This is a genomic window from Paenibacillus sp. FSL K6-1096 (assembly GCF_037977055.1).
Classification (GTDB): domain Bacteria; phylum Bacillota; class Bacilli; order Paenibacillales; family Paenibacillaceae; genus Paenibacillus_AQ.
The window spans coordinates 5,364,865-5,386,921 of sequence record NZ_CP150274.1 but is presented as its reverse complement, the minus strand read 5'-3'; the positions used below and the strand labels follow the sequence as shown (position 1 = coordinate 5,386,921).

Genomic DNA, 22,057 nt, shown 5'->3' with positions numbered 1-22,057 from the left:
CGATGAGGAGAGAAGCTATGCTTGAAAGCGACCTGCTGTACGAGCAAGGATACAGCATACGTATCAATACTCCGGCTGATCCGTTTTTTTACTATTTTGACTACGATCAGCGCTCTCACGACATCAATATGGAGTTTCAGCATGATCATGCTTTTTATGAGATTCATATTCTGCTTGATTCCAGCGCCACACATATCATAGAAGGCAATTTCCACGCCCTCCAGCAATATGATATCGTCCTGCTCGCCCCCTTCCGGCTGCATATGACGCATTATCCTGAGGGACCGCCGCATAAGCGGCTGATTATCAACTTCGCTGTGCCCAGAGCTGTACCCGGACTCGAAATCGCTTACACTGCCATGCTTCAGCCGTTCCAGGCCGATGTTCCGATCTACCGGTTCACCGGCGGAGCCCGCAGTGCCGTATTCGAGCCGCTGAACACCATCTTCACCGTGTCCCGCAGCGATTCGCCGCTGAATCCGGTGCTGATTCACAGCCTGTTCCAGCAGTTCCTGTGCAATCTGGCCCGGCAGAGCGACAAGAACCAGTATGTGCTGGAGGAGATCGGCAACCCCATGATGCAGAAAATCTACTCTATCACCGCACACATTCACAGCCATTACAGCAGCGAGCTGTCCCTGGACTCTATCTCCAGACAGTTCTATATCAGTCCATACTATCTGTCGCACCAGTTCAGAACCGTCACCGGCTTCACCTTGACGGAATACATCCAGATCACCCGCGTCCGCAAAGCCCAGCAGCTCCTGCTGCATACGCGGCAGCGCATTTCAGACATTGCGGAGCAATGCGGGTTCAACAGCTTCTCCCAGTTCAACCGCAGCTTCAATAAGCAGAGCGGCATGTCACCCTCCGCCTTCCGTAAGGCGCAGGGGGTGTCTGACGGGGGTTCGTCTTTGAGTTCGTATTGAGTGGATTGAAATAAAGAAGGCTGTCCCAAACCAAATTTTGAGGAGGAAAATGAGACATGGAACCGCTAAACTCCAGCACAGATAACAGCAGCGATGTCACGTATACAATCAGCACCCAATATGAAACTTATGCAAACTACGCGATTGAAGCCTCGCTGATCACCGATATCGTTAACGGCTTCGCGGACGATCCGGATGATTTCATCGTCATTGAACCCAGTGTGCCGGTAGAGAGAAGTCTTTATATGCAGGCCGCCCCTGTCCGCCATACTCCTCACAGCATCGTCGTTGAATTGCGCTTCGGCTATCCAGACGGGTCCTTCAGGCACTTCTCCCGGCTGATGACAGACCGGGTCAGCGTGATCCGTATGCTGCTGGATTATTGGGGCTTGCAGCTGCTTCCTGCTTATTCCAACTGGTCAGATATGACGGATAAATTAAGCTAGGGCGGATGCAGGGACCGGATACACAGCAGAGCAGCGCTTCTCCCGTTACAGGAGAAACGCTGCTCTATTAGCTTCTTGCTTGTTGGAGAACAGAAACAGGACTGACTTCACACCGTAAACCCCACCCGGCTGAGCAGCACCTCACCCTTAAACACAACATATACAGCAGTGATTCCGGCTTCCACATCCGCGATGGCGGACTGGCTTCGCCACTGCTGCTCCCCGCCTGCCGGAACCGCAAGCGTTGCTGCCAGCTTGCCGGACGGGCTGACGGTCCGGACTTCAACGGTGCCGCCCTTCATGGAGGACACCAGCACTTCGACACCTGCTGCGCCTTGGTCCAACCGGACATTGTGGAAGGCGATCCAGGCTCCATCCTTCACCGGATGCACCGCCGCGCCGCCGGCCCTGCACTCATCCAGGAATACTGCTTCGTAATCATCGTAGTTCTCTGCCTTAACCGGCGCATACAGATCACGCGGCGTAACTGTCTCACCATGCACCCTAATGGTGGACGTCAGCCGGATATCCCCCGAGGAACGTCCCACCGATAGCTGATACTCCCCATCCTCCACACAGTACTGTTCCCGGCTTACATCCCAGAAGAACAGCTCGGAGACCGGGAGCTGGAAGGCGACCGTCTGTGTCTGTCCCGCCGCTACCCGGACCTTCCTGAAATCCTTCAGCTGCTTCAGCGGACGCCTGATCCGGGTGGATAAGCACTGTACATACAGCTGCACCACTTCGTCCCCGTCTACACTGCCGCTGTTCTCAAGCTCTACGGTCAGACTGATCGTGCCGTCCTGCATTACTTCCGCTTCGGCCAGCGACAGCTTGCGGTAGTCCACCTGAGCATAGCTCAGCCCATGCCCGAACGGATAGAGCGGCTCGCCGTCGAAATACATGTATGTTCTTTTACCCTTGATAATATCGTAATCCATGAACTCCGGCAGTTGGCTGACATTGCGGTACCAGGTCATGTTCAGCTTGCCGGACGGGCTGTACCCGCCGAACAGCACTTCGGCTACCGCGTTGCCCAGCTCTTGTCCGCTGTGGGAGGTATACAGCACCGCCGGGATATGCTCATCGATCCAGACCGAGGAAATCGGGTAGCTGCCGACAATTACGACAACGGTATTCGGGTTGGCGGCATATACCGCTTTGACCAGATTCTCCTGCTCCTCCGGCAGGACAATATCCGGCCGGTCGATCTCCTCCTTACCATTCAAAAGCGGATGGTTGCCCACAAATACGACCGCTATCTCAGCGGCCCGGGCCGCTTCAACCGCTGCTTCCAGGCCGTTCACTACCCGCTTTTGCTCGAAGATACGGGCTTCAGGAGAGCCTTCCCCTTCGCTGACACGAAGCGTGCCATCTTCGGCACAGATGCCGACCGGCTGATTGTTCCAAGTCCGCAAGCTAACGGCATCTCCACCCTCTTGAACCAGATTCAGCGACTCCTTCACGAACCAGCCGTAGACTTCCTCTGCGGTAGCGGTAAGAGTTCCGGCATCCGACAGGGTGATATAGCGGTCCCGGCTGGCCGACTTCAAGGTATGTGCGGTCCAGCCCCATGCGGTATGGCGGAACAGCTCGCCGTGCTCCGGCTGATCATGCAGCACGGCAAGCCGGCCATCCTCACCCGTGATGCCGACAGCCTGCCCGCTGGCCTTGGAGGTGAGGATGATCCGGTCATCTCCGCTCTCGAAGAGCACCTGCTTGCCGGCCAGCTTCTTCGTGATGCCCTGCAGAGGCGTTACCGCATACGGCAGTGTGCCGGAATACCAGTCCCTGAAGACTTCATCTCCCAGCGGCCCGATGACAGCTACCTTAGACAATGAGTCTGCATTCAGCGGAAGTGCCGCCTTGTCATTCTTCAGCAGGACAATGGATTCCTTCGCTGCCTCCAGCGACAGCGCGCGATGCGCCGGAATGAGAATGACGGAATCATCTATAGCCGCGTACGGATTGCCCTCCTCCGGGTCGAATTCGCCCAGCCGGAAGCGGACACGGAAGGTATTCGATAACGCACGGTCCAGGTCTTCCTCCGTCAGCAGCCCTTCCCGGAGCGCCTCGTGGATGACCTTGATCGTCTCCTCTGTCTCTTCAGTCACGCTGTCGATCCCGTTCTGAATCGATTCGGCCATCGAACGGGTGAAGGAATCATAATATTTATGATCCTTCACGATTCCGAACAGGTCGGCGGCATCGCTGACAATGAAGCCGTCCATCTCCCATTCGCCCTTCACAATCTCCTTCACCGCCGGATGGAGAATGACCGGCACACCATTCACTGCATTATAGGCGGTCATCATGGACTGCGCTCCACCCTCCTTGAAGGCCGGCTTGAATGCTTCTAGATAATATTCGCGCATATTCCGCGGGTCAATGCTGGACGAAGCCACGCCCCGGTCGATCTCATTGTTGTTTCCAAGAAAATGCTTCAGCGTTGCAACCGCCTTCAGATACACCGGATGATCCCCCTGAATCCCCTGTACCAGTGCTGCGCTCAGCTGTCCGGTCAGCTCCGGGTCCTCCCCGTAGCCTTCCTCCGTCCGGCCCCAGCGCGGGTCCCGCTCCATATCCACGGTCGGCGCCCACAGGGTCAGACCGTTCACAGCCGGATTCTTCCGGTAGAAGGCTCTGGCCTCATCCCCGACCGCTGCACCGATCCGCCGGAGCAGCTCCGGGTTCCAGGTGCAGGCCAGGCCGCTTGGCTGCGGGTAAGAGGTTGCCTTTCCCAGCCATGAAATTCCGTGCGCCGCTTCGGTACCATGCTTGTACGCGCCTATGCCAAGACGCTCAACCGCCGCCTGATATTGCGGCATCAGGCTTACCTTCTCCGCCAGCGTCAGCCGGGAGAGCAGATCCCGTATCCGTTCACTTAGCTGCAGCTCCGTTTGTCTGAACGGATATGTAGCTGAATCCATTCCCACTCACTCCTTTTACGATTCATCCGTTATAATGATAACGGTTTCAATTGATCACGCTTTGTCCATCATATAAGATTGGCGCCTCGCGCAACACCTCAATAATTGACCCAAAAACCAGGGCACAATTAGAGATTCACGAAATCATCATAGGCTGCGCTATGCAATTCTTCCAAAATATGAATTATACTATACTAATACCAACCATCAGACCATAAGCAATATCGAAAGGAAGTTCACTGATTCTATGCTAAAAAGAACCCTCGCTCTCCTGCAAATTCCCGTCTATCCCGTATTCCTGTTATGTATGCTGCTCCAGGGAATGGCAATCTCAATCAGCGGTCCTTTCCTCGCCGTCTATTTCACGGAAGAGCTGGGCGTCTCAGCCGGAACCTTCGGCATCTTCACAGCGGTCACTCTGCTGAGCGGAGTGGCCTTAAGCATGTTCATTGCCAGACGCTCCGATGCCGGACTGAACCGCCGCAGGCTGATGGTAGTCTGCATGACGTTTAATGCAGTTGCTTTTGCCGGATACATATTTATCCATAGCTTCTATCCGCTGCTGGTCTATATGACGGTCTTCACCGCATTAGGCGCTCCAGCGATGCCGCAATTATTCGCCAGCGCACGGGAAGCGGTGAACGCAAGCCGCTCCGCCGATCATGCCATGGCCAACTCCACCCTGCGCTCGATGTTCTCACTGGGCTTCATCAGCGGTCCGCTTGCGGGAGCCGCTCTCCTGAGAAGCTTCGGATTTCAGGGCGTATTCCTGACCACCACCCTGATCTTTCTGGTGAATGCGCTGCTTGTGTACAGCTTCGTACGGCCCGCTGCTGCCAAGCAGCAGAGCCGCAAGCCCGCAGCACCGCCGGTCCGGCTGCACCGGGATGGGCGAGTGCTGGTTCCTTTTCTAATCGTGACCCTGCTCTATACCGGACACTGGGCCAATAGCCTGAATATCTCCCTGTTCATTGTCAACACGCTTGGAGGAACTACGCAGGACGTGGCCTCCGTGTCCAGCATCTGTGCGCTCCTGGAAATTCCGTTCATGTTCATGCTGGGCGGGTTGTCTGCCCGCTATGGAAGCAGGCGGCTGATGGGCTGGGGAATGGTGCTGGGGGGAAGCTATTATGCGCTGGTGCTTGGCGTGGGTGAGCTCTGGCAGCTCATGGCCGGACAGGTGCTGCTGGCATTTTTTGTCGCTGTGATCTCGGCCATTGGTATCAGCTATATTCAGGACCTGCTGCCGGATCTGCCCGGCTATGCCTCGACGCTGTACACCAATGCCACCACGATTGGCCGGCTGGCTGGAAGTCTGGCGGGCGGAGCCGCAGCCCAGTGGGTTGGCTACCGTTATTCTTACCTGCTCTGCGTGATTCTGGTCGCCTGTTCACTGGGACTGCTGCTGTGGCAACGCCGTTCGCCGGACGAGAAGATGACGACTCCGCTCGCCTCTTAACCCAGTAAACAACTGATTTCGAGCCAGTCCCTCGTTACCGCCGCAGTCATTCGGATACTGTAGGCTCTGGAACGATAGTAACTGCATTTTGTACACGCCTGTTGATTAGCTAAATTATGGGAATGTAAGATTATTAGTCAAAAAAGTAATCCATTCTACGGGTAATCGTTGCAGCGTAAATAAGCGGTCAAAATCGGCAAACGTTAGTTTGGCGCTCCAATGAACCACTGCATTTCCTTTGTCAAAGAGGAATTTCAATAACACATAAACCAGTAAAGCGGTATACAACTGTCCGTACACAGCATTGGGTGTGGTCCCAAATAAGGTTGGAATGTTTAAATGCTGCTTAATCCAGCGAAAAAACACTTCGATCTGCCACCGCTTCTTGTAAATTTCTGCAATCCGCTCAGCGGAGTGCCAGTGCAGATTCGTAGCAAGAATCACCGGGTTGCCTTGTGGGTCTCTTAGAATTACTACGCGAAAACGGTTCTTGGAAAGCCGTTGTCCTTTTCCTAATTGGCAGGTGAAATCTTGTTCGAGAGTTCCTGTGAAGGGTTCGCTTCGTATCCGGGCAACCGGGGACTGAAAGAGCGTGTTGTCCCGAAGCCGAATGACAAAGCATTGGTGCTGCTCCAGATACTCATCGAATCGTTTGTGACTGCCATACGCCCGATCGGCTACGATAATAAACCGTTTGTCGATCAGCTCGGGACAGCTTTTAAAATCATGGGAATTCCCTGTGGTCTCGGTCACCTTAAAGAGCCGGCCTTCATCGGCCACCACCGACACGTGTAATTTGATTCCTGCGCGTTCGCCTTTCAGCGGAGCCCAAGGAAGCCGTTCTTTCCCGACGGTAATTTTGGTGGAATCGACGAGAAGTAAGGCTTTGGGAATCCCTAAATGTCTTCGGGTCGAGCGATTACACAGATCAATCATGAGGTTCAGCAATTGCTTAAAAAGCTCGAAGGGAACATCTTTCGCTTTTTTGGAAAGCGTTGAATGGTCTACGGGTCTAAGGCCGCTGGAATCCATGCGTACTTCACCATCCCGATATCCCTCCCACTGCTGGAACGAAGCCTCCGCCAAGAATAAAAAGAGGTCATAGACGGTAAACTTTCTTGCTGTATCGACATATTCAAGTTCTTGAAGAAACGGTGAGAGTTTCTCTTCAGGAATCACTAATTGCAGAATGTTCGAGATTGAAGTAGACTTTTTCATGAGGTCGCCTCGTTTCGGATGTTTGTAGGGGTACAAACACTTTACCGAATGAGCGGCCTTTTTGCTACCTTTTTTTGGCTAATCAACAGGCCTGCATTTTGTACAATAGAATACTGTAAAAAAGGCTTCGAAATAGAATCTATTGTATTCCGTACAATGGAATATTGAAAAAAGGACCTGTTTCACCCGAAACGCAACATTCTGCTGTATGAAATACAATAGACTCTCATTTTACGGTAAACTATGTCTATTCTATTGCACGAAATACAATCAGCTACTGGAATAAATGAGTAAAATCCGGCTACGCGTGCAGCCTATATCTCCATGTCCTTGCCCGTGTAATCCACGAACCGGAAATGCCCTTGCGGACCGGTTCTCTGCTCAATCAGGTCAAGAATGCCCTCGGCGCTGATGCGCGGGTCAAGCGGTGCCTTAGATCCGCCCATATCGGTAGGCATCCAGCCGGGATGCACGCTAAGCACATGGATGCCGCGGTCCTTGAGGGTGACATGCAGCTTCTGGGTGAACATGTTGAGTGCTGTTTTGGAGATGGTATAAGGATAGCTGTCCGGGTAAGCATTCGTGATGCTGCCTGCCTCCGACGAGACGTTGATGATGGAAGCCCCCGGCTCGGTCAGCAGCGGCAGGAGGTGCTTGACCACACGCATCGGCCCGTACAGATTGGTATCGATGGCCCGCTGCATCTCTTCCATATCCAGCGCTTCAAGCGCGGTATCCGTGGCATTCAGTACAGCGGCATTATTAATGATCGCACCGAGCGAGCGTCCCTGCTCCTTCAGGCTGGCGGCGAGCGCAGCGATTCCGGCTTCGTCCGCAACGTCCAGCTCAGCAAACGTCAGCTTGTCCCCGTATGTGGCGGCAAGCGCGGATAAGGCTTCCTGCCCGCGCGCCGGATCACGTACTCCGGCAATCACGGCATGTCCGCGGCCAAGCGCAGCGGCGGTCAGCTCAAGCCCCAATCCTCGTCCGGCTCCGGTAATCAGAATGTTCATAGGTATGGCCTCCTGTGTAAGGTTTTTTTTGAGATGAGAAGTCAGTTATTGCCCGGCATTATCGTTCTCCAGCAGCTCAAGGATCACCTTCAATTCCTTGAACGTATCCATGTAAGCATACCGTCCGCCGGTGTATTCACCCTTCTGCTGGAGCAGGAATCCCTTGCCTTCAAGCAGCATAATATTCTCCTTCATGCCTTCGACCACGAATGCAATATGGTGAACCCCTTCCCCGTGCTCATTGAGATAGTCGCGCCAGGTGCTCGGTTCATGATCCGGTTCAATCAGTTCCAGCTGCAGAGATCCCATATCAAAGAAAGCCAGCTTCGCCCGCGCCGCGCTCGGAGCGCCGTTATACTCCGTCTGCGCAATGTCTGCCGTGTCCGTGATACTGATCTGAGGCTTGTCCACTCCAAAAAAGTCCGCATACGCCTGACTCACCTTCTCGATATCGTGAACCAGAATTCCAATCTGTGTCATGAAGTGATTTCCAAGTAATCCTGACATGCTGTTCTGCCTCCTTATCATCGTGTCCAGACAACCATACCGAATGGATGAAAGGGCTGTCAAGTTCACAGCCAGAACGATGCCCGGCCCAAAAATAAAGAGAATGTCTTCACGACACTCTCCCGCCGCTATGCCTCATTCACTTATCCCCTCAGTGCGCGATGTACGCATCCACTCTGTAGCCTGATCCGCTGCTGGTTAAGGTGGCGTTATAATAGCCCATGTTCCCGCCCGGCTTACATTTGTAGTCCCCGGAGCAGCCGGTGACGAAGAATTTCGTCTTCGTGTACCCCGGATAGATGTTGCTTAGCTTCCGGTAGAATTTATGTCCGTGGTGAGTGAAGATCGCCAGGACTTTCTCTCTGGCTTTTGCCGGGATGGCCGTGAAGAACTTGGCGGTCTCCGCCGCGCTGAGTACATGGCTGAAATCCACCGTAATGCCCTGCACCCGCAGCGGCCAATGAAAATCAATAATATACGAGTGCTTATCATCCAGATTCCGCAGCAGATTGAGACTGACCGGCGTGAATTGGCCCAGGGCGCAGTCCAGCCACACATACTTCACCTTCCCCTGTGTACCCGGAAAATTCATCTGACCGGCCACCGCCCCCAGGTACTGTGTGAACACTGACCGCGTGCTGGCCTCCCAGTTTCCAATAGATGCTTTATACGGGATGCTTCCCAGCGTACTGGTTACCGTGTCCTTGAATTCCTTATAGTACGTGCCGGCATTGTTCCCGTGGTCTGCCCCGGCCTGCGTGTTATCTCCCCCGAAGATGAAAAACCGTTTGTTCCCGCTGCTCACCGCCTTGGGCAAAAGACTCCTAAACGTACTTAAGCTGTTGCCATAGCCCACATGGCTGTCGCCAAATACCGCAAACTCTACAGTCTGCGCCTTGATTCTGCGCTTCACTCCCGGTACTGCTGCCTTCAGCCTGGCGGGAACCGCCCGCCGCTTCCGCTTCGCTCCTGTCGGTCTCTTCATGTTGATCCGCCTCACCCTCGAAAGATTGTGAATCATATTATAGTAATATCTTCTATATATATGCCGGACGGACGGGGAGCTCTTGGACCAGTGAATCCATGGGAAACGCCTGCATCTCGCATATTGATAAGCCTTGTAGTACAATATTATTCTGGTTACGCCCTGTGCATAACACTCGATGAATAAGAGGTGCCGAATGGCTATTAATTTCACAAGACCGGTGCTGGACCGTCTAAACCAGGAGATCACAGAGATGGAATCCAGTATGGCCGCATTGCAGAAGAAGACTAAGTCCACCCGCGTCAAGATCACTCAGCTCGAAAAAGACTGCAAGCTCACCCCCTCCCCCAGCGCCCTCAGCAGCAAACTGACCCGCATCACCAAGCTCCAGGCCGAACTCAAAAAAATCTCCCGGCAGCAAACAGAGCTGTCCAAGGAGATTAATAAAAAGAAAACGATGCGGGCCCAGTTGCAGAGCTAGACTGCGGTTAGCTTACCAGGCCTCGCCGTCTGCTGGCTCCTGCGCACATGATTCTACGTTTGAATAAATAAATGCCGGTTAAAAAATAGCTCGCCGCTAATACCATCAGCACTATAATTTCGGGAAGAACCTCGTTAATACCTGCGTTATTGATCAGGATTTTGTTCATGGCACTTACAGCATCCAGTGTCGGCACGAAGGTCAGCAACTCGATCTCTTTGCCCATAACCGTAAATAACTTCACCGACGGAACCTTGAAAAAAATACCGGCTAGGAACATCATAGGTGTCACCACAACATTGCCAAGGATAAAGGCCTCCAGTGACGTCTTGCAGAAGGCAGCGATGATCAGGCCGATGCCTATAGCTGAGAATGTGGCAATCAGGCTGACCGCATAAGCCAGAATATAGGAGCCGGAGGATGAGAAGCCCATCAACAGGCTGGACGCAAATACTAGAGGTAGCATGGCCGCCGCCAATACCATTTGTGAGAGCGTGATGCCTGTACAGAACTCAAACGCGCTGGCTTTTGACAAAATAATCCGCTGCATCGTCCGGTTCTCTAGTTCTCTGGTCACCACCATAGAGCTTAGGATGAGCAGGAAAAAGACGGAAAACACTATCAGTCCCGGCGCCATATTGGCAAATTCGGACGAGACCTGTGCTTCACCGGTATCCTCATAAATAAACTGAACCGGACTTATGGCTGTGCCGTATGACCACACAAAGTTATGGGTGTAGTTCTCCACCAGACTGCTGATGATGCTGTATGTCAGATTTGCAGGATTGCCGAGCATATTCACCTGTACCTTTGCGGACTGGCCGGACGGGTCATGGTGGAGCAGCGATTTACTGAAGCCCGGCGGAAGATACAAATGCGCAGCGTAACTGCCTTTTCTAATCCTATCCAGTATCTTCTGCTTGTTATAATCCGTCTGAATGACCGCAAACATCTTGTTACCATTGGAATACTCGCTGCCTGCGATCTGTTGCACCAGTCTGTTCCCAAGCTTCCCCTGATCTTCATTGGTAATCCCCAGCGAATACGTATAGAACCCTTGCCCGAAGGCCAGTCCAAAGATGACAATGAACACAATCGGTGACAGAATAGTTAGCAGAACTGCCTTATAGTCCCGGAACTGCTCGACCAGGCTTTTCTTGAATACAGCCCATAGCCTCATTCCCGCAAGCTCCTTCCAGTCAGCTTAATAAATACATCCTCAAGTGTACTCTGCCTCAAACTGAACGTAAGAGGATTACCGTACAGTGCTGCCAGCTTATTGAGAATATGCGGAACAGACTCTATCAGGTGATCTCCGGTAACTCGGAGGCTTGATTCCTTGAACTGCACAGTGTATTCCGGGGTATTCAGCTCTACGCTATTCTGTACAGGCTCTTGATAATAAATCTCCAGCGTCTCTTCAGGAGCATACCTCTGCTGAAGTGCAGCAGGCGTGTCGCATACCAGCACTTGTCCATGGTCCATCACCGCCACCCTTGAAGACAGCCGCTGGGCTTCGTCCATATTATGGGTGGTAAGCAGCACCGCACTAGAACGTGACAGTGATACAATGAAATCTCTAACCAGAACTCTGCTCTGCGGATCAAGCCCGGCTTCCGGTTCATCCAGGATAATCAGGTCCGGGTCATGAATAACAGACAGAAGGATATGCAGCCTTCTCTGCATACCGCCTGATAGATTCTTCGCCAATGTCTTGCGCTGATCAGAGAGTCCGACACTTTCCAGCAGCAGAGCAGTTCGCCTTGTAATCTGTTGCCTGTCCATTCCATGCATTCTCCCTGCAAAATGAAGCTGCTCCTCACAGGTCAGCATCGGCCATAACTGTAACTCCTGACTGCACACTCCCACCTGCTTATGTGCAGAACGGTTATATCGGGAAGTTGTGCCTCCAATCCGGATATCCCCGCTATCAGGCTTAAGTGTTCCGGCAATCAGGCGGAGAGCCGTTGTTTTACCGGCACCGTTTGGGCCGAGCAGACTAAAGATCTCCCCCCGCTTGACGATGAAGGTTAAACCATCCACCGCTTTAAGGCGGCCAAAGCTTTTATCCACTTGCTTCAATTCCAGTAGTATTCCGTTCACCTTCAACACCTCTGTCCCAAGGAATCCCAGTAACTGCTATCTTATCCCACATTGTTTATGATTGTCTGTGATCTATGGTAATCAATGCAAAAAGAACCAAAGGAACGAGTTCCCCTGGCTCTTTGTCATTTCTTCATTTCAGCCTGATGGCACAGATTACAACCTTACTCACTGCGCAGCGCAGCCACCGGGTCCTTCTTCGCCGCCATTTTGGCCGGAACGGCACCGCCGAGCATGGTCAGCAGCACGCTGATGATGCCCAGAATGAGCGCATGGAGCGGATTCAGTTGGGCTACGTTCTTCAGCTCGGTCAGGTTGTACAGAATCGCATTGACCGGAATGGTCAGCAGGTAGGTAATGCCGATCCCCAGTATGCCTGAGCAAGCCCCGATGATGAAGGTCTCAGCATTGAACACCCGCGTAATGTCCTTCTTGCGGGCCCCCATAGCGCGCAGCACCCCGATCTCCTTCGTGCGTTCCATGACGGAAATGTAAGTGATGATCGCAATCATAATCAGGGACACCACCAGGGAAATCGCGGCAAAAGCAATCAGCACCATCGTAATCCCGTCCATAATTCCGCCGGAGATGTTAGTCACAATGGCTGCCAGATCGGTGTATTGCACCTGATCCTCGGCCGCTTTGCCTTCGTTCCACTTGTCCAGATAAGCCGTCACTGATTCCTTGGCGCTGAAATCAATCGGATACAGCGAGACCGCTGTTGGAATATCCGTAGCGCCCAGAGCCGCAAGCGCGTTCTCCTTCGTCACAGCAGCCATATTGCCTGCCGCTGCCATTCCGGCATTCATGAGGGGAGATCCGCCCATCGCATTGCCGGAGGCGCTGCCTGTCACATCATCCGCCAGTCCTTGCCCTGTCAACACATTGATGTCCGCCTTCTCCTGAGCCTGTACAATCTCAGATTGCTGCGCATCAGCAATGAAGGATGCGGCCAGCTCATCGGAATAGACCAGCCCCGGAGACAGGGTAGAGATCTTGGAGCCTTCCTGTCCGCGAACCACCCCGGCAATTTTAAGCGTAACCGCCTTAGGGCTGTCATAGAGGTCATTCAGATTCCCGCCGGGAGCATTGACCACGAATTGTTCGCCGTTCTTTTTATAGTAATCGTTGTTCATGATCAGCTTAACCTGCTTGCCGACCAAGTCGTTCAGATCGATGCTCTTGGCCTCATAATCCAGCCCGAGCGCATCCACCGCCGCATTAGTCAGACGGTTGTATTCGTCCACAATTAAGACAAGATCGGTCTTATCTGCAGGGAATGAGCCGGCCAGCAGATCATAATATTGCTCCAGATAGCTGTCCGAAGCGCTGCCCTGTTTGCTGGGATATGGAGCCAGGGTGATTTTGCCGGTATCCAGCGCCACCGCCTTGTCCCCATCCTTGACCAGTATGTTCATCTTCACACTGCGGGTATATGACACACCGTCCAGCAGCTTGGGATCGATCCCGTCCAGATACTGCATATACTCCTTGGTCAGCACGTTCACATGCATGGCGGAGTTAACAGTCGGGTCGTAAGGGTAGAGCTGCTTGTCCGCAGGATAGGCAGGAAGCTCCGGGGTCTCCTTGCCGGGAGGACCGGCATTCTGCAGGTTGACCGCTGTCTGGTTGATCGAGACCGGGAAGTTGGACAAGGCTCCGGTCTCATAGGAGCTGATCTGCTTGTCGAAGCCATTGGACAGGGACAGGATCAGGGCAATGCCGATAATTCCGATACTGGAGGCAAAAGCTGTCAGCCCGGTGCGCCATTTTTTGGTGGCAATATTCTTGCCGGATAGCTTCAGCGCCGTAAAAAAGCTCATACTCGTCTGCTTCAGCTTGTACGCGCTTGAGAGCTTCTGCGTCGCCAGCGGATTGCTGTCAGCAATGGCATGTCCGTCCGAGAAGCGGATGACACGGTCTGCATAATCCTCCGCCAGCTCGGGGTTGTGGGTGACCATAATGACGAGCTTATCCTCGGCTATTGATTTGATCAGCTCCATAATCTGCTCACTGGTCTCGGAATCCAGCGCCCCTGTCGGCTCATCGGCCAGGATAATATCGGGATTGTTGGCGAGCGCCCGGGCGATGGCTACACGCTGCATCTGGCCGCCGGAGAGCTGGTTCGGTTTTTTGTGCACATGGTCCTTCAGCCCTACCTTCTCCAGTACCTCCAGCGCCTTGCGGTGCTTCTCGGCCGCCGCCACTCCGCTGAGCGTCATCCCCATCTCCACGTTATCCGTAATGCTTAAGTGCGAGATCAGATTATAGCTCTGAAAAATAAAGCCGACACTATTATTGCGGTACGCATCCCAATCGCTGTCCTTGAAGCGCTCGGTCGATTGGCCGTTGATGATGAGCTCCCCGCTGTCATACTGGTCCAGCCCGCCGATGATGTTCAGCAGCGTGGTTTTGCCTGATCCGCTCTGGCCCAGAATGGCGACGAACTCGCTTTCTCTGAAATTCAGATTGACCTTGTCGAGGGCCACCTGGGTGAATTCGCCGGTTTTGTAGCTTTTGGTGATATTTTTTAATTGCAGCATGGTCATTCTCCCTTTCTATTTCTGTACTCCCCCAGTATAACCGCCCAATATCAACTAAACCTAAACTCACAGTTGAGCTTGAGTTGATCTAGATAAGGTATACTAAAATGAACCCCACAAGGTGATGCGCCCGCTTCAGATGATGAGCCAAATACTGTGCGGGGACCCCAAAACATATAAATAATACGTTCGATTACTTGAGCTGTTCCAGGAGGATGCTTAATGTTTACGATTCTTGTGGTTGAAGATGATGCCAAGCTGCGGCAGCTGTTCTGCACGGTACTGACCCGCCACGGCTACCGTGCGGTCCCGGCTATGAACGGTGAGGATGCGCTGGAGATGCTGGATAAGGAATATATTGATCTGATGATCTGCGATATTATGATGCCCCGGATGGACGGCTTCGAGCTGACCCGTACGCTCCGCGACCACAACCAGCAGCTCCCGATTCTGATGGTGACGGCGCGGGAGCAGTTTGCCGATAAGCAGCAGGGCTTCCTCGTCGGGATCGACGATTATATGGTCAAGCCGGTGAATGTGAACGAGATGCTTCTGCGGGTCGGGGCTTTGCTGCGCCGGGCCAAAATCATCAGCGAACGCCATATCGAATGGGGCGACACCGTTCTGGACTACGATACGCTAACCGTGATTCAGGGGACGGAGAGCATCCTGCTGCCGCAGAAGGAATTCTATCTTCTCTATAAGATGATCTCTTATCCGAATAAAATTTTTACCAAGCAGCAGCTCATGGATGAAATCTGGGGGATGGACTCCGAGTCGGACGAGCATACCGTGGTGGTTCATGTGAACCGTCTGCGGGAGCGTTTCCGGGACAGCGCGGATTTCGAGATTGTTACGGTCCGGGGGCTGGGCTATAAGGCGGTGAAGCGGGGATGAACCGGAGGAAAAACAGAGGCTTATGGTGGTATTTCGTATCGATGGTGTTCGTGATCGTTCTGTTCCTAGCCTGCATTCTGACTACGCTGACCTACTTATATATCCGTGTGGGCCATAATACGATCGGGCACCGTAATACGTTGCCTCCCCTCCTGACCACGATAGTGTTCAGCCTTGTCATTGGTACTGCGATTAGTATTATGGTCGGCAAAAAAATCCTGGCCCCGATCACCGACTTCAGCCGCGCCGCCAAAGAGATTGCCAGGGGCAACTTCGACATCTATCTGAATGAGTCGCACCGGGTCAATGAGATCAGCGAGGTGGCGCATCACTTCAATCTGATGGTCCAGGAGCTGCGCAGCATCGAGACCCTGCGCAACGACTTCGTGCTGAATGTGTCGCACGAATTCAAGACGCCCATTGCTGCAATCGAAGGCTATGCCACGCTGCTGCAGGAGGAAAATCTGAGCAAGGCAGAGCATGAGGAATACACCGGGATGATTATTGAGAGCGCGCGGCAGCTCTCCAACCTCTCCGGCAATATCCTCAAAATCTCCAAGCTTGAAAACCAGGAGATACTCACCGAGCTGGCCGAGTACCCTCTGGACGAGCAGCTCCGGCAGGCGCTGCTGCTGCTGGAGCCCCTGTGGTCAGCCAAGCAGCTGAACCTCAATATTGAGCTGGCCGAGCAGCGCTACTACGGCAATGAGGAGCTGATGATGCAGGTGTGGCTAAATGTACTGGGCAATGCGGTCAAGTTCACGCCGGAGGGCGGGACAATCTCGGTCGCGCTCCATTCGGACGGGACCTGGATCTCGGTGGTTATCGCGGACACCGGCATCGGCATGACCCCGAAGGTGCGCAAGCACATCTTCGAGAAGTTCTACCAGGGCGACCCCGCCCGCGCTGACGGGGGCAACGGTCTCGGCCTGCCGCTGGCCGCACGCATCATAAGCCTGAGCAAAGGCACGATCGAGGTGCGCAGCGAGCCCGGCCAGGGCTCAGCGTTCACGGTTAAGCTGCCGGCGGGAGGCGGTTAAATTCGCGCTCCCCGCAGGGCTTGATAAGCGCAGACTTCTAGACTTCCTGACCTCTAGGCTTCCTGACGCAGCCCATCGATAATATTGATCTGATTGATCTTCTTCAAGGATAGCAGGGTTGCCAGGGTGGTAGCGGCAATGGCACCCAAAGCAGCCACAGCCATACTTCCCCAGGGAATCGTCCAATCCATTAGCAGGGCATCTTTTATCAGATAGGAAATGCCGTAGCTTAAGCCTGCCCCGATGATACTTCCGTAAACGGCTGCAATGGTTCCATAGAGTACGCCTTCCAGCAAGACCATTCTGCGGACAGCTTGCTGCGTCATGCCGATGACCTTCAGCACGGCGAATTCTTTCGTTCTTAGAATCAGATTCGTGCTCACTGTATTCAGAATATTGAGGAACGCAATCGACACAATGACACCTATGAAGCCATACAAGAAGATATTGATCGTTATCGCATCATTGCGGTCCTGCTCCAGTTGCTTGACCCGGTCGTTGTAATTGTACGCCGCATCCTTCTGAGTGAGACTATTCAGATAATCCAGAACTGGCTTATGATCCGCCTCTGCATCAGAATGGATAAATATCCGCTTGTAAGAGGAGTCAGCGGTAATCTCCGCCACCACCTTGGGGGTAGTAATGAACGACAGAACTGCACTCTTAATATATCCCTGAGACAACGGCGCTTCATCGGCGATCCCCATAACGGTTAGCGTCTTATACGCACTCCCCCCGTCCATTGCCTTCACCTTGATCTTATCCCCTACCTTGAAGCGGGTCTGATCTAGAATTATCCTTTGTCCCGCTTCCGTGACCATGCTGATTTTCTGAATGACAATGACTCCGTTGTCAGCGTCCATCTGCTGAATATTAATCTGACCTGAAGTGAGCTTGCTGCGAAGAGCATCCAGTCCATTCGTTCCATAAGATACCAGGAAGTTATTATCTGTCCGGTAGCCCTCTTTGGTCTCCACGCTGTAAATCTCCTTCCAGCCCTTATAGAATTCCGGGTTCAGCTTCTCCTTGGGAACAAGAGCCATGATCTGGTGGTTATAGAATTTGAACGCCTGATCTACTCCATTCAATTGAGCAATATCCGTATATACGGAGTCAGGAATTCCTTCCGAGGCCCGCTCATATTGCAGCGAATAGGAATAATCAATCCCCGAGGACGAGGGGGTTCCCAAGTAACCGGATAACCCTTGAAACACAATAAAGAGAATCATACTAATCATGATAGAGAATGAGGTGATCCGGAATTTCTTCCGGTTTCTCCGGATATTTCTGCTGGCGAACGCGCCTTCAAAGCCGAAGAGGCGTTTGGCTATCCTGCCTTGCCGCCCCGGGCTGTCAGCGATTATGGCTACTCCGCCAACCGAGCCCTTCAATGCTTCAAGCGGCGATACTCTGGACGCCGTCCGGGCGGGGCCGAGGGCTGACAAATAGACGGTTAACAGGCCTAATGCGGAAGCGGCAGCCAGAACCGGCAGAGAAATGATCATGTGCATATCGTTCAGGGACCCTAGCGCCAGCAGACTGATGTTGTAGAATAGAATTTTCATAAGAACCGTTCCTATGAACAGACCTGCAGGGATCGCCAGCAGACTGAGAATACCAGCTTCCTTCAAGACAATCTTGCGAATCTGCTTCGGTGTGGCACCGATACAACGAAGCATTCCAAACTGGGAGATGCGTTCCAGCACAGAAATATGAAAGGTATTATAAATTACAGCGCTTGTACACCCCATAATGATGAATATAATCGCCGCGAACGCATAGAAAAGGCTGTGATTCACACCTTCGTAGATGCTCTTCCCGTACAGCTTCAGCAGTGCATCGTTATATTCAAGCCCCACGCTCTTCAACATCGTTTCCCGGCTCAGCTCCAGGGCGGTGCCGCTGTCATAAGAGTCTACAGCAAGTGAGGTTAGAATAGACTCGGCTTTGTCCTGGATATGGTCCATTGATTTCATGGTAGCATAGACAAAATATTTATGGGCCGCATCTGTTTGCTGATGATCGTCATACGTGATCGCCGGGTAGATAAAGCTTGAGGACCAGCTCGCATTGGCGGAGGGCTGCATATATCCGACCACAGTATATTTTTGCCGTGAAGCGGGCTTGAAGACCTCATCAAGGCTCCAGCCGAAATCACCGACGGAGTACGGGCTGATCTGCTCTCTGGTATCAGCATTAATCCGGTCTCCCAGCTGTACAGTGATCTCATCCCCGATGGCCGGCTTGACGGCGAAATGCTGCAGACTCAAGGAGGACAACAGAATCTCATGCTTATTCTTCGGCAGTCGTCCGGATTCCAGCCGGACCTGTAGCTTCTCCATCGCCCCTTTATCGTATCCTTTAACATTCAGGTAGCGATAGGGTGCAGCGAATGGATTCTCCTGCTTCTCCTTTTCACTGGTCCGGCTGATGGCTACATAACCTTCGCGGTGTATCACTCCCGTGCTGTCTATCACAGCCTGATTAAGAATCTGAGGCACTGCCTCTCCTGAGACTCCGTTGAATGAGACCTCGTAATCCCCGTATTCTTGTTCGGCCTGGCGGATCAGCTTGTCGTGATAGCTGATGCCCAGAGTTCCGATTGAAGTGAGAAGCGTCACTGATAGAACAATCCCCAGCAGAGTAAGGATGGATCTTCTTTTCTGTCCCAGCAAATATTTCTCCGTCAGTCCTGTGTATTTATTCATAATAAGCAGTTCCTGAATTCTCTGTAATGACGCCATCTTTAATCCTTATGATACGGTCCGCCTTCTGGGCAACATTCAGATCGTGTGTTATCATAATCAGCGTCTGATTGTATTTCCGGACCGAGAAGGTCAGCAGATCAACAATTTCCTTGCTGTTAATGCTGTCCAGATTCCCCGTTGGCTCGTCTGCCAGAATAATTGAAGGTTTATTGATCATGGCTCTGCCAATCGCCGTACGCTGCTGCTGTCCGCCGGACAATTGGCTCGGCAAATGATGTTTTCTGTCCTTCAGCCCAAGGAGATTCATTAATTCTTCAGCGTAGCTGTCATCCATTTGTTTATGATCCAGTAATATCGGCAATTTGATATTTTCTTCTGCGCTAAGCACAGGAATCAGATTATACGCCTGAAAAATAAACCCGATCTTACGTCTTCTGAATACCGCCAGATCTGCTTCATTCAAGGAATACAAATCTGTCCCGTCGATAATGACTTGACCGCTCGTCGGACGATCGACGCCTCCAAGCATATGCAGGAGTGAGCTTTTTCCTGAACCGCTGGCCCCAACGATCGCGACAAACTCCCCCTTTTTTACACTCATATTGATATTTTTCAAGGCTTCAACCTTTGCCTCTGCGCTCCCATAGGTTTTGCATAACTGATTGGTTGTTAAGATTTCCACTGTCTGTGCCTCCCTCAAACTTAAGCTGCGCTTTGCTCTATCTATTTGTCATTATAAAGAAGGAAGCTTACATTAAAGTGAAGAGGAAGCTTACGGATCCGTAAGCTTCCTCTTCCTACACAGACTTGATGAAGATAATGCTGAACTCGGAGCCCTTCCCCGGCTCGCTTCTCACCGATATTGTCCCGCCCAGACCCTCGATAATCGATTTCGCAAGAGACAAACCGATGCCGATGCTGTGCGCTTTGGCATTGCTTCTTCCTTTGTAGAATCGTGTGAAGACATGCGGAAGATCTTCGGGGGGGATGCCTTCGCCCTGATCGCGGATAATTATGGAAGAGAACAACGGAGTATCTTCCAGGACGATATGCACTTCTCCGGAGACTGGAGAATGCTCCAGCGCATTTTTAGTCAGATTATTGACCGCCTCACTTAACCATTCCTCATCGGACTCAAGGATCATATTCTCTCCGCCGTGCACGATGATCGACTGCTGCTTGGGCTCAGACCATCCGCTCAAGGATTCCATTGTGTCATAGATTATTTCCAAAGGCCTGACCTGCCGCTTCCTGTACGCAATTGCTCCCGCCTCCACTCTTGCCAGCTTCAGTAAGCTGATAATCAGCCATTCCATGCGTTCAAGCTGCAGCTTGCTGCGCTCCAGAAAAGTCGCTCTCAGCTTGGCATCCATATGGGGGTCATCCAGCAGATGTTCGTTGAACACGATAAGAGAGGCTAACGGTGTTTTGAGCTGATGCGAAATATCGGCCAGCAGATTGCTTAGAAATGTCTTTTCTTGCTTCAACTGCGCAACACTGTCGCTTAGTCTGCCTGCCATAGCATTGAAGCTATGGCCTAACACACTGAAGTCCCCCTCATCAATTTCAGGTAAAGATTGATCGAATTTGCCTTCAACCACCTGGTCTGCCGCAAAGGCAACCTTGCGGATTCTGGAAAAGAACCGGCGATACTCCCAGAATACGAGCATTAAAACCGGAATAACGAACAGCAACGCCATTCCGGCTGCGTAATACGGCAGGGCTATGCCTGAAAGCGCCGGCTGGTCAGCGATATTCATCTGCTGTGTATAACCATACCGGGATAATACCTGTCTGCCCAGTGCAATCTCCTCAGAGTCTGCACCCTGGGTGACATAATGAATGACTTCCTGCTCCAGCGAAGGATCATTCTTCAATACCTGTCCAACGAAAGCGACATTCTGGTCTACAATCACCTGGCTGATTCGTTCGAGCTGTCCATTCATCAGCAGAAACAGGCATAATGCAAAAAAGAATTGCAACAGCAACAGCTTGATGGAGATCGCCTTCCATTCAGGATTCCGAACCACTGCCTGCATCCCTTTACCCCCCTGTCGTTTCAGTATTCCATTTGTAGCCGATGCCCCGGACGGTGAGGATATATTCCGGTGAGGCCGGATTTGACTCCAGTTTTTCCCTTAAGCGGCGGATATGTACGGATAATGTATTATCATCAATAAATTCGCCCGAAAGATCCCATATATCTCTTAAGATCGCACTTCGGCTGCAGATCTGCTTCGGATGGGACAGAAACATTAACAGGAGCCGGTATTCTATGCTGGTAAGTAAAACTTCCCTTCCATTCTTAAGAACGATTCCTTCAAGCAGCCGGACCTCTATCTCTCCGGACTTCCATACCTTCAAGCTTTCCTTAGAGCTGTTGTTGCGGCGCAACACCGCTTTGATTCTGGAGAGCAGCTCCTTCGTGCGCACGGGCTTGGTCATATAATCGTCGGCCCCCAGTTCCAGACCGGCAACGACATTGGTCTCCTCGTCTAAGGCAGTCAGGAAGATAATAGGCACTTGAGAGCTTGTCCGAATCTCCCTGCACAGCTCATAACCTGTTCCATCCGGCAAATTAATGTCGAGCAGCACGATATCTATCCCTGTGACGGCAATGACCCGCCTTGCTTCCATTAAGCTCCCGGCAAGAACAACTTCATAGCCTTCGGCCTTCAAGGTATATTCGATGCCAAATACAAAGTTCTCATCATCTTCAACGACCAGAATACGACTCATAAGAATACCCCATTTCAATTAGCAGCAGTATTGCCTAGAATCAGCTTAACGGATGCAGC

The 22,057-nt window shown here is 52.3% G+C and carries 18 protein-coding genes; 6 read left to right on the top strand and 12 right to left on the bottom strand.

Annotated elements, in window-relative coordinates; translation table 11 throughout:
• Window positions 1-17: 17 nt before the first annotated feature.
• Entirely contained in the window at window positions 18-929 is a 912-nt protein-coding gene (locus MHI24_RS23905) for an AraC family transcriptional regulator (RefSeq protein ID WP_340022012.1), read from the top strand.
• Window positions 930-985: 56 nt separating this feature from the next.
• Window positions 986-1,375 (top strand): hypothetical protein, encoded by a 390-nt coding sequence (locus MHI24_RS23900; RefSeq protein ID WP_340022011.1) that lies wholly within the window; start codon window positions 986-988, stop codon window positions 1,373-1,375.
• A gap of 107 nt (window positions 1,376-1,482) precedes the next feature.
• Here MHI24_RS23900 and MHI24_RS23895 read toward each other — a convergent pair whose 3' ends face one another.
• Window positions 1,483-4,305 carry a glycoside hydrolase family 3 C-terminal domain-containing protein gene (locus tag MHI24_RS23895; protein ID WP_340022010.1) on the bottom strand — a complete coding sequence of 941 codons (2,823 nt, stop codon included), beginning with the start codon at window positions 4,303-4,305 and terminating at the stop codon, window positions 1,483-1,485.
• A 247-nt stretch (window positions 4,306-4,552) separates the two neighbouring features.
• Between MHI24_RS23895 and MHI24_RS23890 the strand changes: the two genes are divergently transcribed.
• Window positions 4,553-5,764 (top strand): sugar efflux transporter, encoded by a 1,212-nt coding sequence (locus MHI24_RS23890; RefSeq protein WP_340022009.1) that lies wholly within the window; start codon window positions 4,553-4,555, stop codon window positions 5,762-5,764.
• Between the two features lie 114 nt (window positions 5,765-5,878).
• Here the strand turns inward: MHI24_RS23890 and MHI24_RS23885 are convergent, their stop codons facing one another.
• From MHI24_RS23885 to MHI24_RS23870, 4 genes are all read right to left on the bottom strand, one after another.
• On the bottom strand, window positions 5,879-6,982 hold the full coding sequence (locus MHI24_RS23885) for an IS4 family transposase (RefSeq protein WP_340020563.1): 1,104 nt from the start codon (window positions 6,980-6,982) through the stop codon (window positions 5,879-5,881).
• 314 nt (window positions 6,983-7,296) lie between these two features.
• The gene (locus MHI24_RS23880) at window positions 7,297-7,995 is read right to left on the bottom strand and encodes an SDR family oxidoreductase (RefSeq protein ID WP_340022008.1); all 699 of its coding nucleotides are present in this window, start codon (window positions 7,993-7,995) and stop codon (window positions 7,297-7,299) included.
• A 45-nt stretch (window positions 7,996-8,040) separates the two neighbouring features.
• Complete coding sequence (locus MHI24_RS23875) at window positions 8,041-8,502, bottom strand: VOC family protein (RefSeq protein WP_340022007.1); 462 nt, start codon at window positions 8,500-8,502, stop codon at window positions 8,041-8,043.
• Window positions 8,503-8,653: 151 nt separating this feature from the next.
• Window positions 8,654-9,487, bottom strand: a complete 834-nt coding sequence (locus tag MHI24_RS23870; RefSeq protein WP_340022006.1) for a metallophosphoesterase — start codon at window positions 9,485-9,487, stop codon at window positions 8,654-8,656.
• 196 nt (window positions 9,488-9,683) lie between these two features.
• On the opposite strand from MHI24_RS23870, the gene MHI24_RS23865 reads away from it, so the two are divergent.
• Window positions 9,684-9,968, top strand: a complete 285-nt coding sequence (locus tag MHI24_RS23865; RefSeq protein WP_340022005.1) for a hypothetical protein — start codon at window positions 9,684-9,686, stop codon at window positions 9,966-9,968.
• Window positions 9,969-9,975: 7 nt separating this feature from the next.
• On the opposite strand, the gene MHI24_RS23860 is transcribed toward MHI24_RS23865, so the two are convergent.
• The 3 genes from MHI24_RS23860 to MHI24_RS23850 all read right to left on the bottom strand — a co-directional run bounded on the left by MHI24_RS23860 (window position 9,976) and on the right by MHI24_RS23850 (window position 14,614).
• On the bottom strand, window positions 9,976-11,148 hold the full coding sequence (locus MHI24_RS23860; RefSeq protein ID WP_340022004.1) for an ABC transporter permease: 1,173 nt from the start codon (window positions 11,146-11,148) through the stop codon (window positions 9,976-9,978).
• Window positions 11,145-12,071, bottom strand: a complete 927-nt coding sequence (locus tag MHI24_RS23855; RefSeq protein WP_340022003.1) for an ABC transporter ATP-binding protein — start codon at window positions 12,069-12,071, stop codon at window positions 11,145-11,147. The genes MHI24_RS23860 and MHI24_RS23855 overlap by 4 nt, the downstream gene beginning before the upstream one ends.
• 164 nt (window positions 12,072-12,235) lie before the next feature.
• A complete protein-coding gene (locus MHI24_RS23850) occupies window positions 12,236-14,614 on the bottom strand; it encodes an ABC transporter ATP-binding protein/permease (RefSeq protein WP_340022002.1) in 2,379 nt (792 codons plus the stop codon).
• Between the two features lie 222 nt (window positions 14,615-14,836).
• Between MHI24_RS23850 and MHI24_RS23845 the strand changes: the two genes are divergently transcribed.
• Window positions 14,837-15,511 (top strand): response regulator transcription factor, encoded by a 675-nt coding sequence (locus MHI24_RS23845; RefSeq protein ID WP_340022001.1) that lies wholly within the window; start codon window positions 14,837-14,839, stop codon window positions 15,509-15,511.
• Window positions 15,508-16,551 (top strand): HAMP domain-containing sensor histidine kinase, encoded by a 1,044-nt coding sequence (locus MHI24_RS23840; RefSeq protein ID WP_340022000.1) that lies wholly within the window; start codon window positions 15,508-15,510, stop codon window positions 16,549-16,551. Before MHI24_RS23845 ends, MHI24_RS23840 begins: the two co-directional genes overlap by 4 nt.
• 53 nt (window positions 16,552-16,604) lie before the next feature.
• Here the strand turns inward: MHI24_RS23840 and MHI24_RS23835 are convergent, their stop codons facing one another.
• The 4 genes from MHI24_RS23835 to MHI24_RS23820 form a co-directional block, all read right to left on the bottom strand.
• Window positions 16,605-19,259 carry an ABC transporter permease gene (locus MHI24_RS23835; protein WP_340021999.1) on the bottom strand — a complete coding sequence of 885 codons (2,655 nt, stop codon included), beginning with the start codon at window positions 19,257-19,259 and terminating at the stop codon, window positions 16,605-16,607.
• On the bottom strand, window positions 19,252-19,941 hold the full coding sequence (locus MHI24_RS23830; RefSeq protein WP_340021998.1) for an ABC transporter ATP-binding protein: 690 nt from the start codon (window positions 19,939-19,941) through the stop codon (window positions 19,252-19,254). Before MHI24_RS23830 ends, MHI24_RS23835 begins: the two co-directional genes overlap by 8 nt.
• 115 nt (window positions 19,942-20,056) lie before the next feature.
• Window positions 20,057-21,298: a HAMP domain-containing sensor histidine kinase gene (locus MHI24_RS23825; protein WP_340021997.1), complete on the bottom strand. Its 1,242-nt coding sequence runs from the start codon at window positions 21,296-21,298 to the stop codon at window positions 20,057-20,059.
• A 4-nt stretch (window positions 21,299-21,302) separates the two neighbouring features.
• Complete coding sequence (locus tag MHI24_RS23820; RefSeq protein ID WP_340021995.1) at window positions 21,303-21,998, bottom strand: response regulator transcription factor; 696 nt, start codon at window positions 21,996-21,998, stop codon at window positions 21,303-21,305.
• Between the last annotated feature and the right edge of the window lie 59 nt (window positions 21,999-22,057).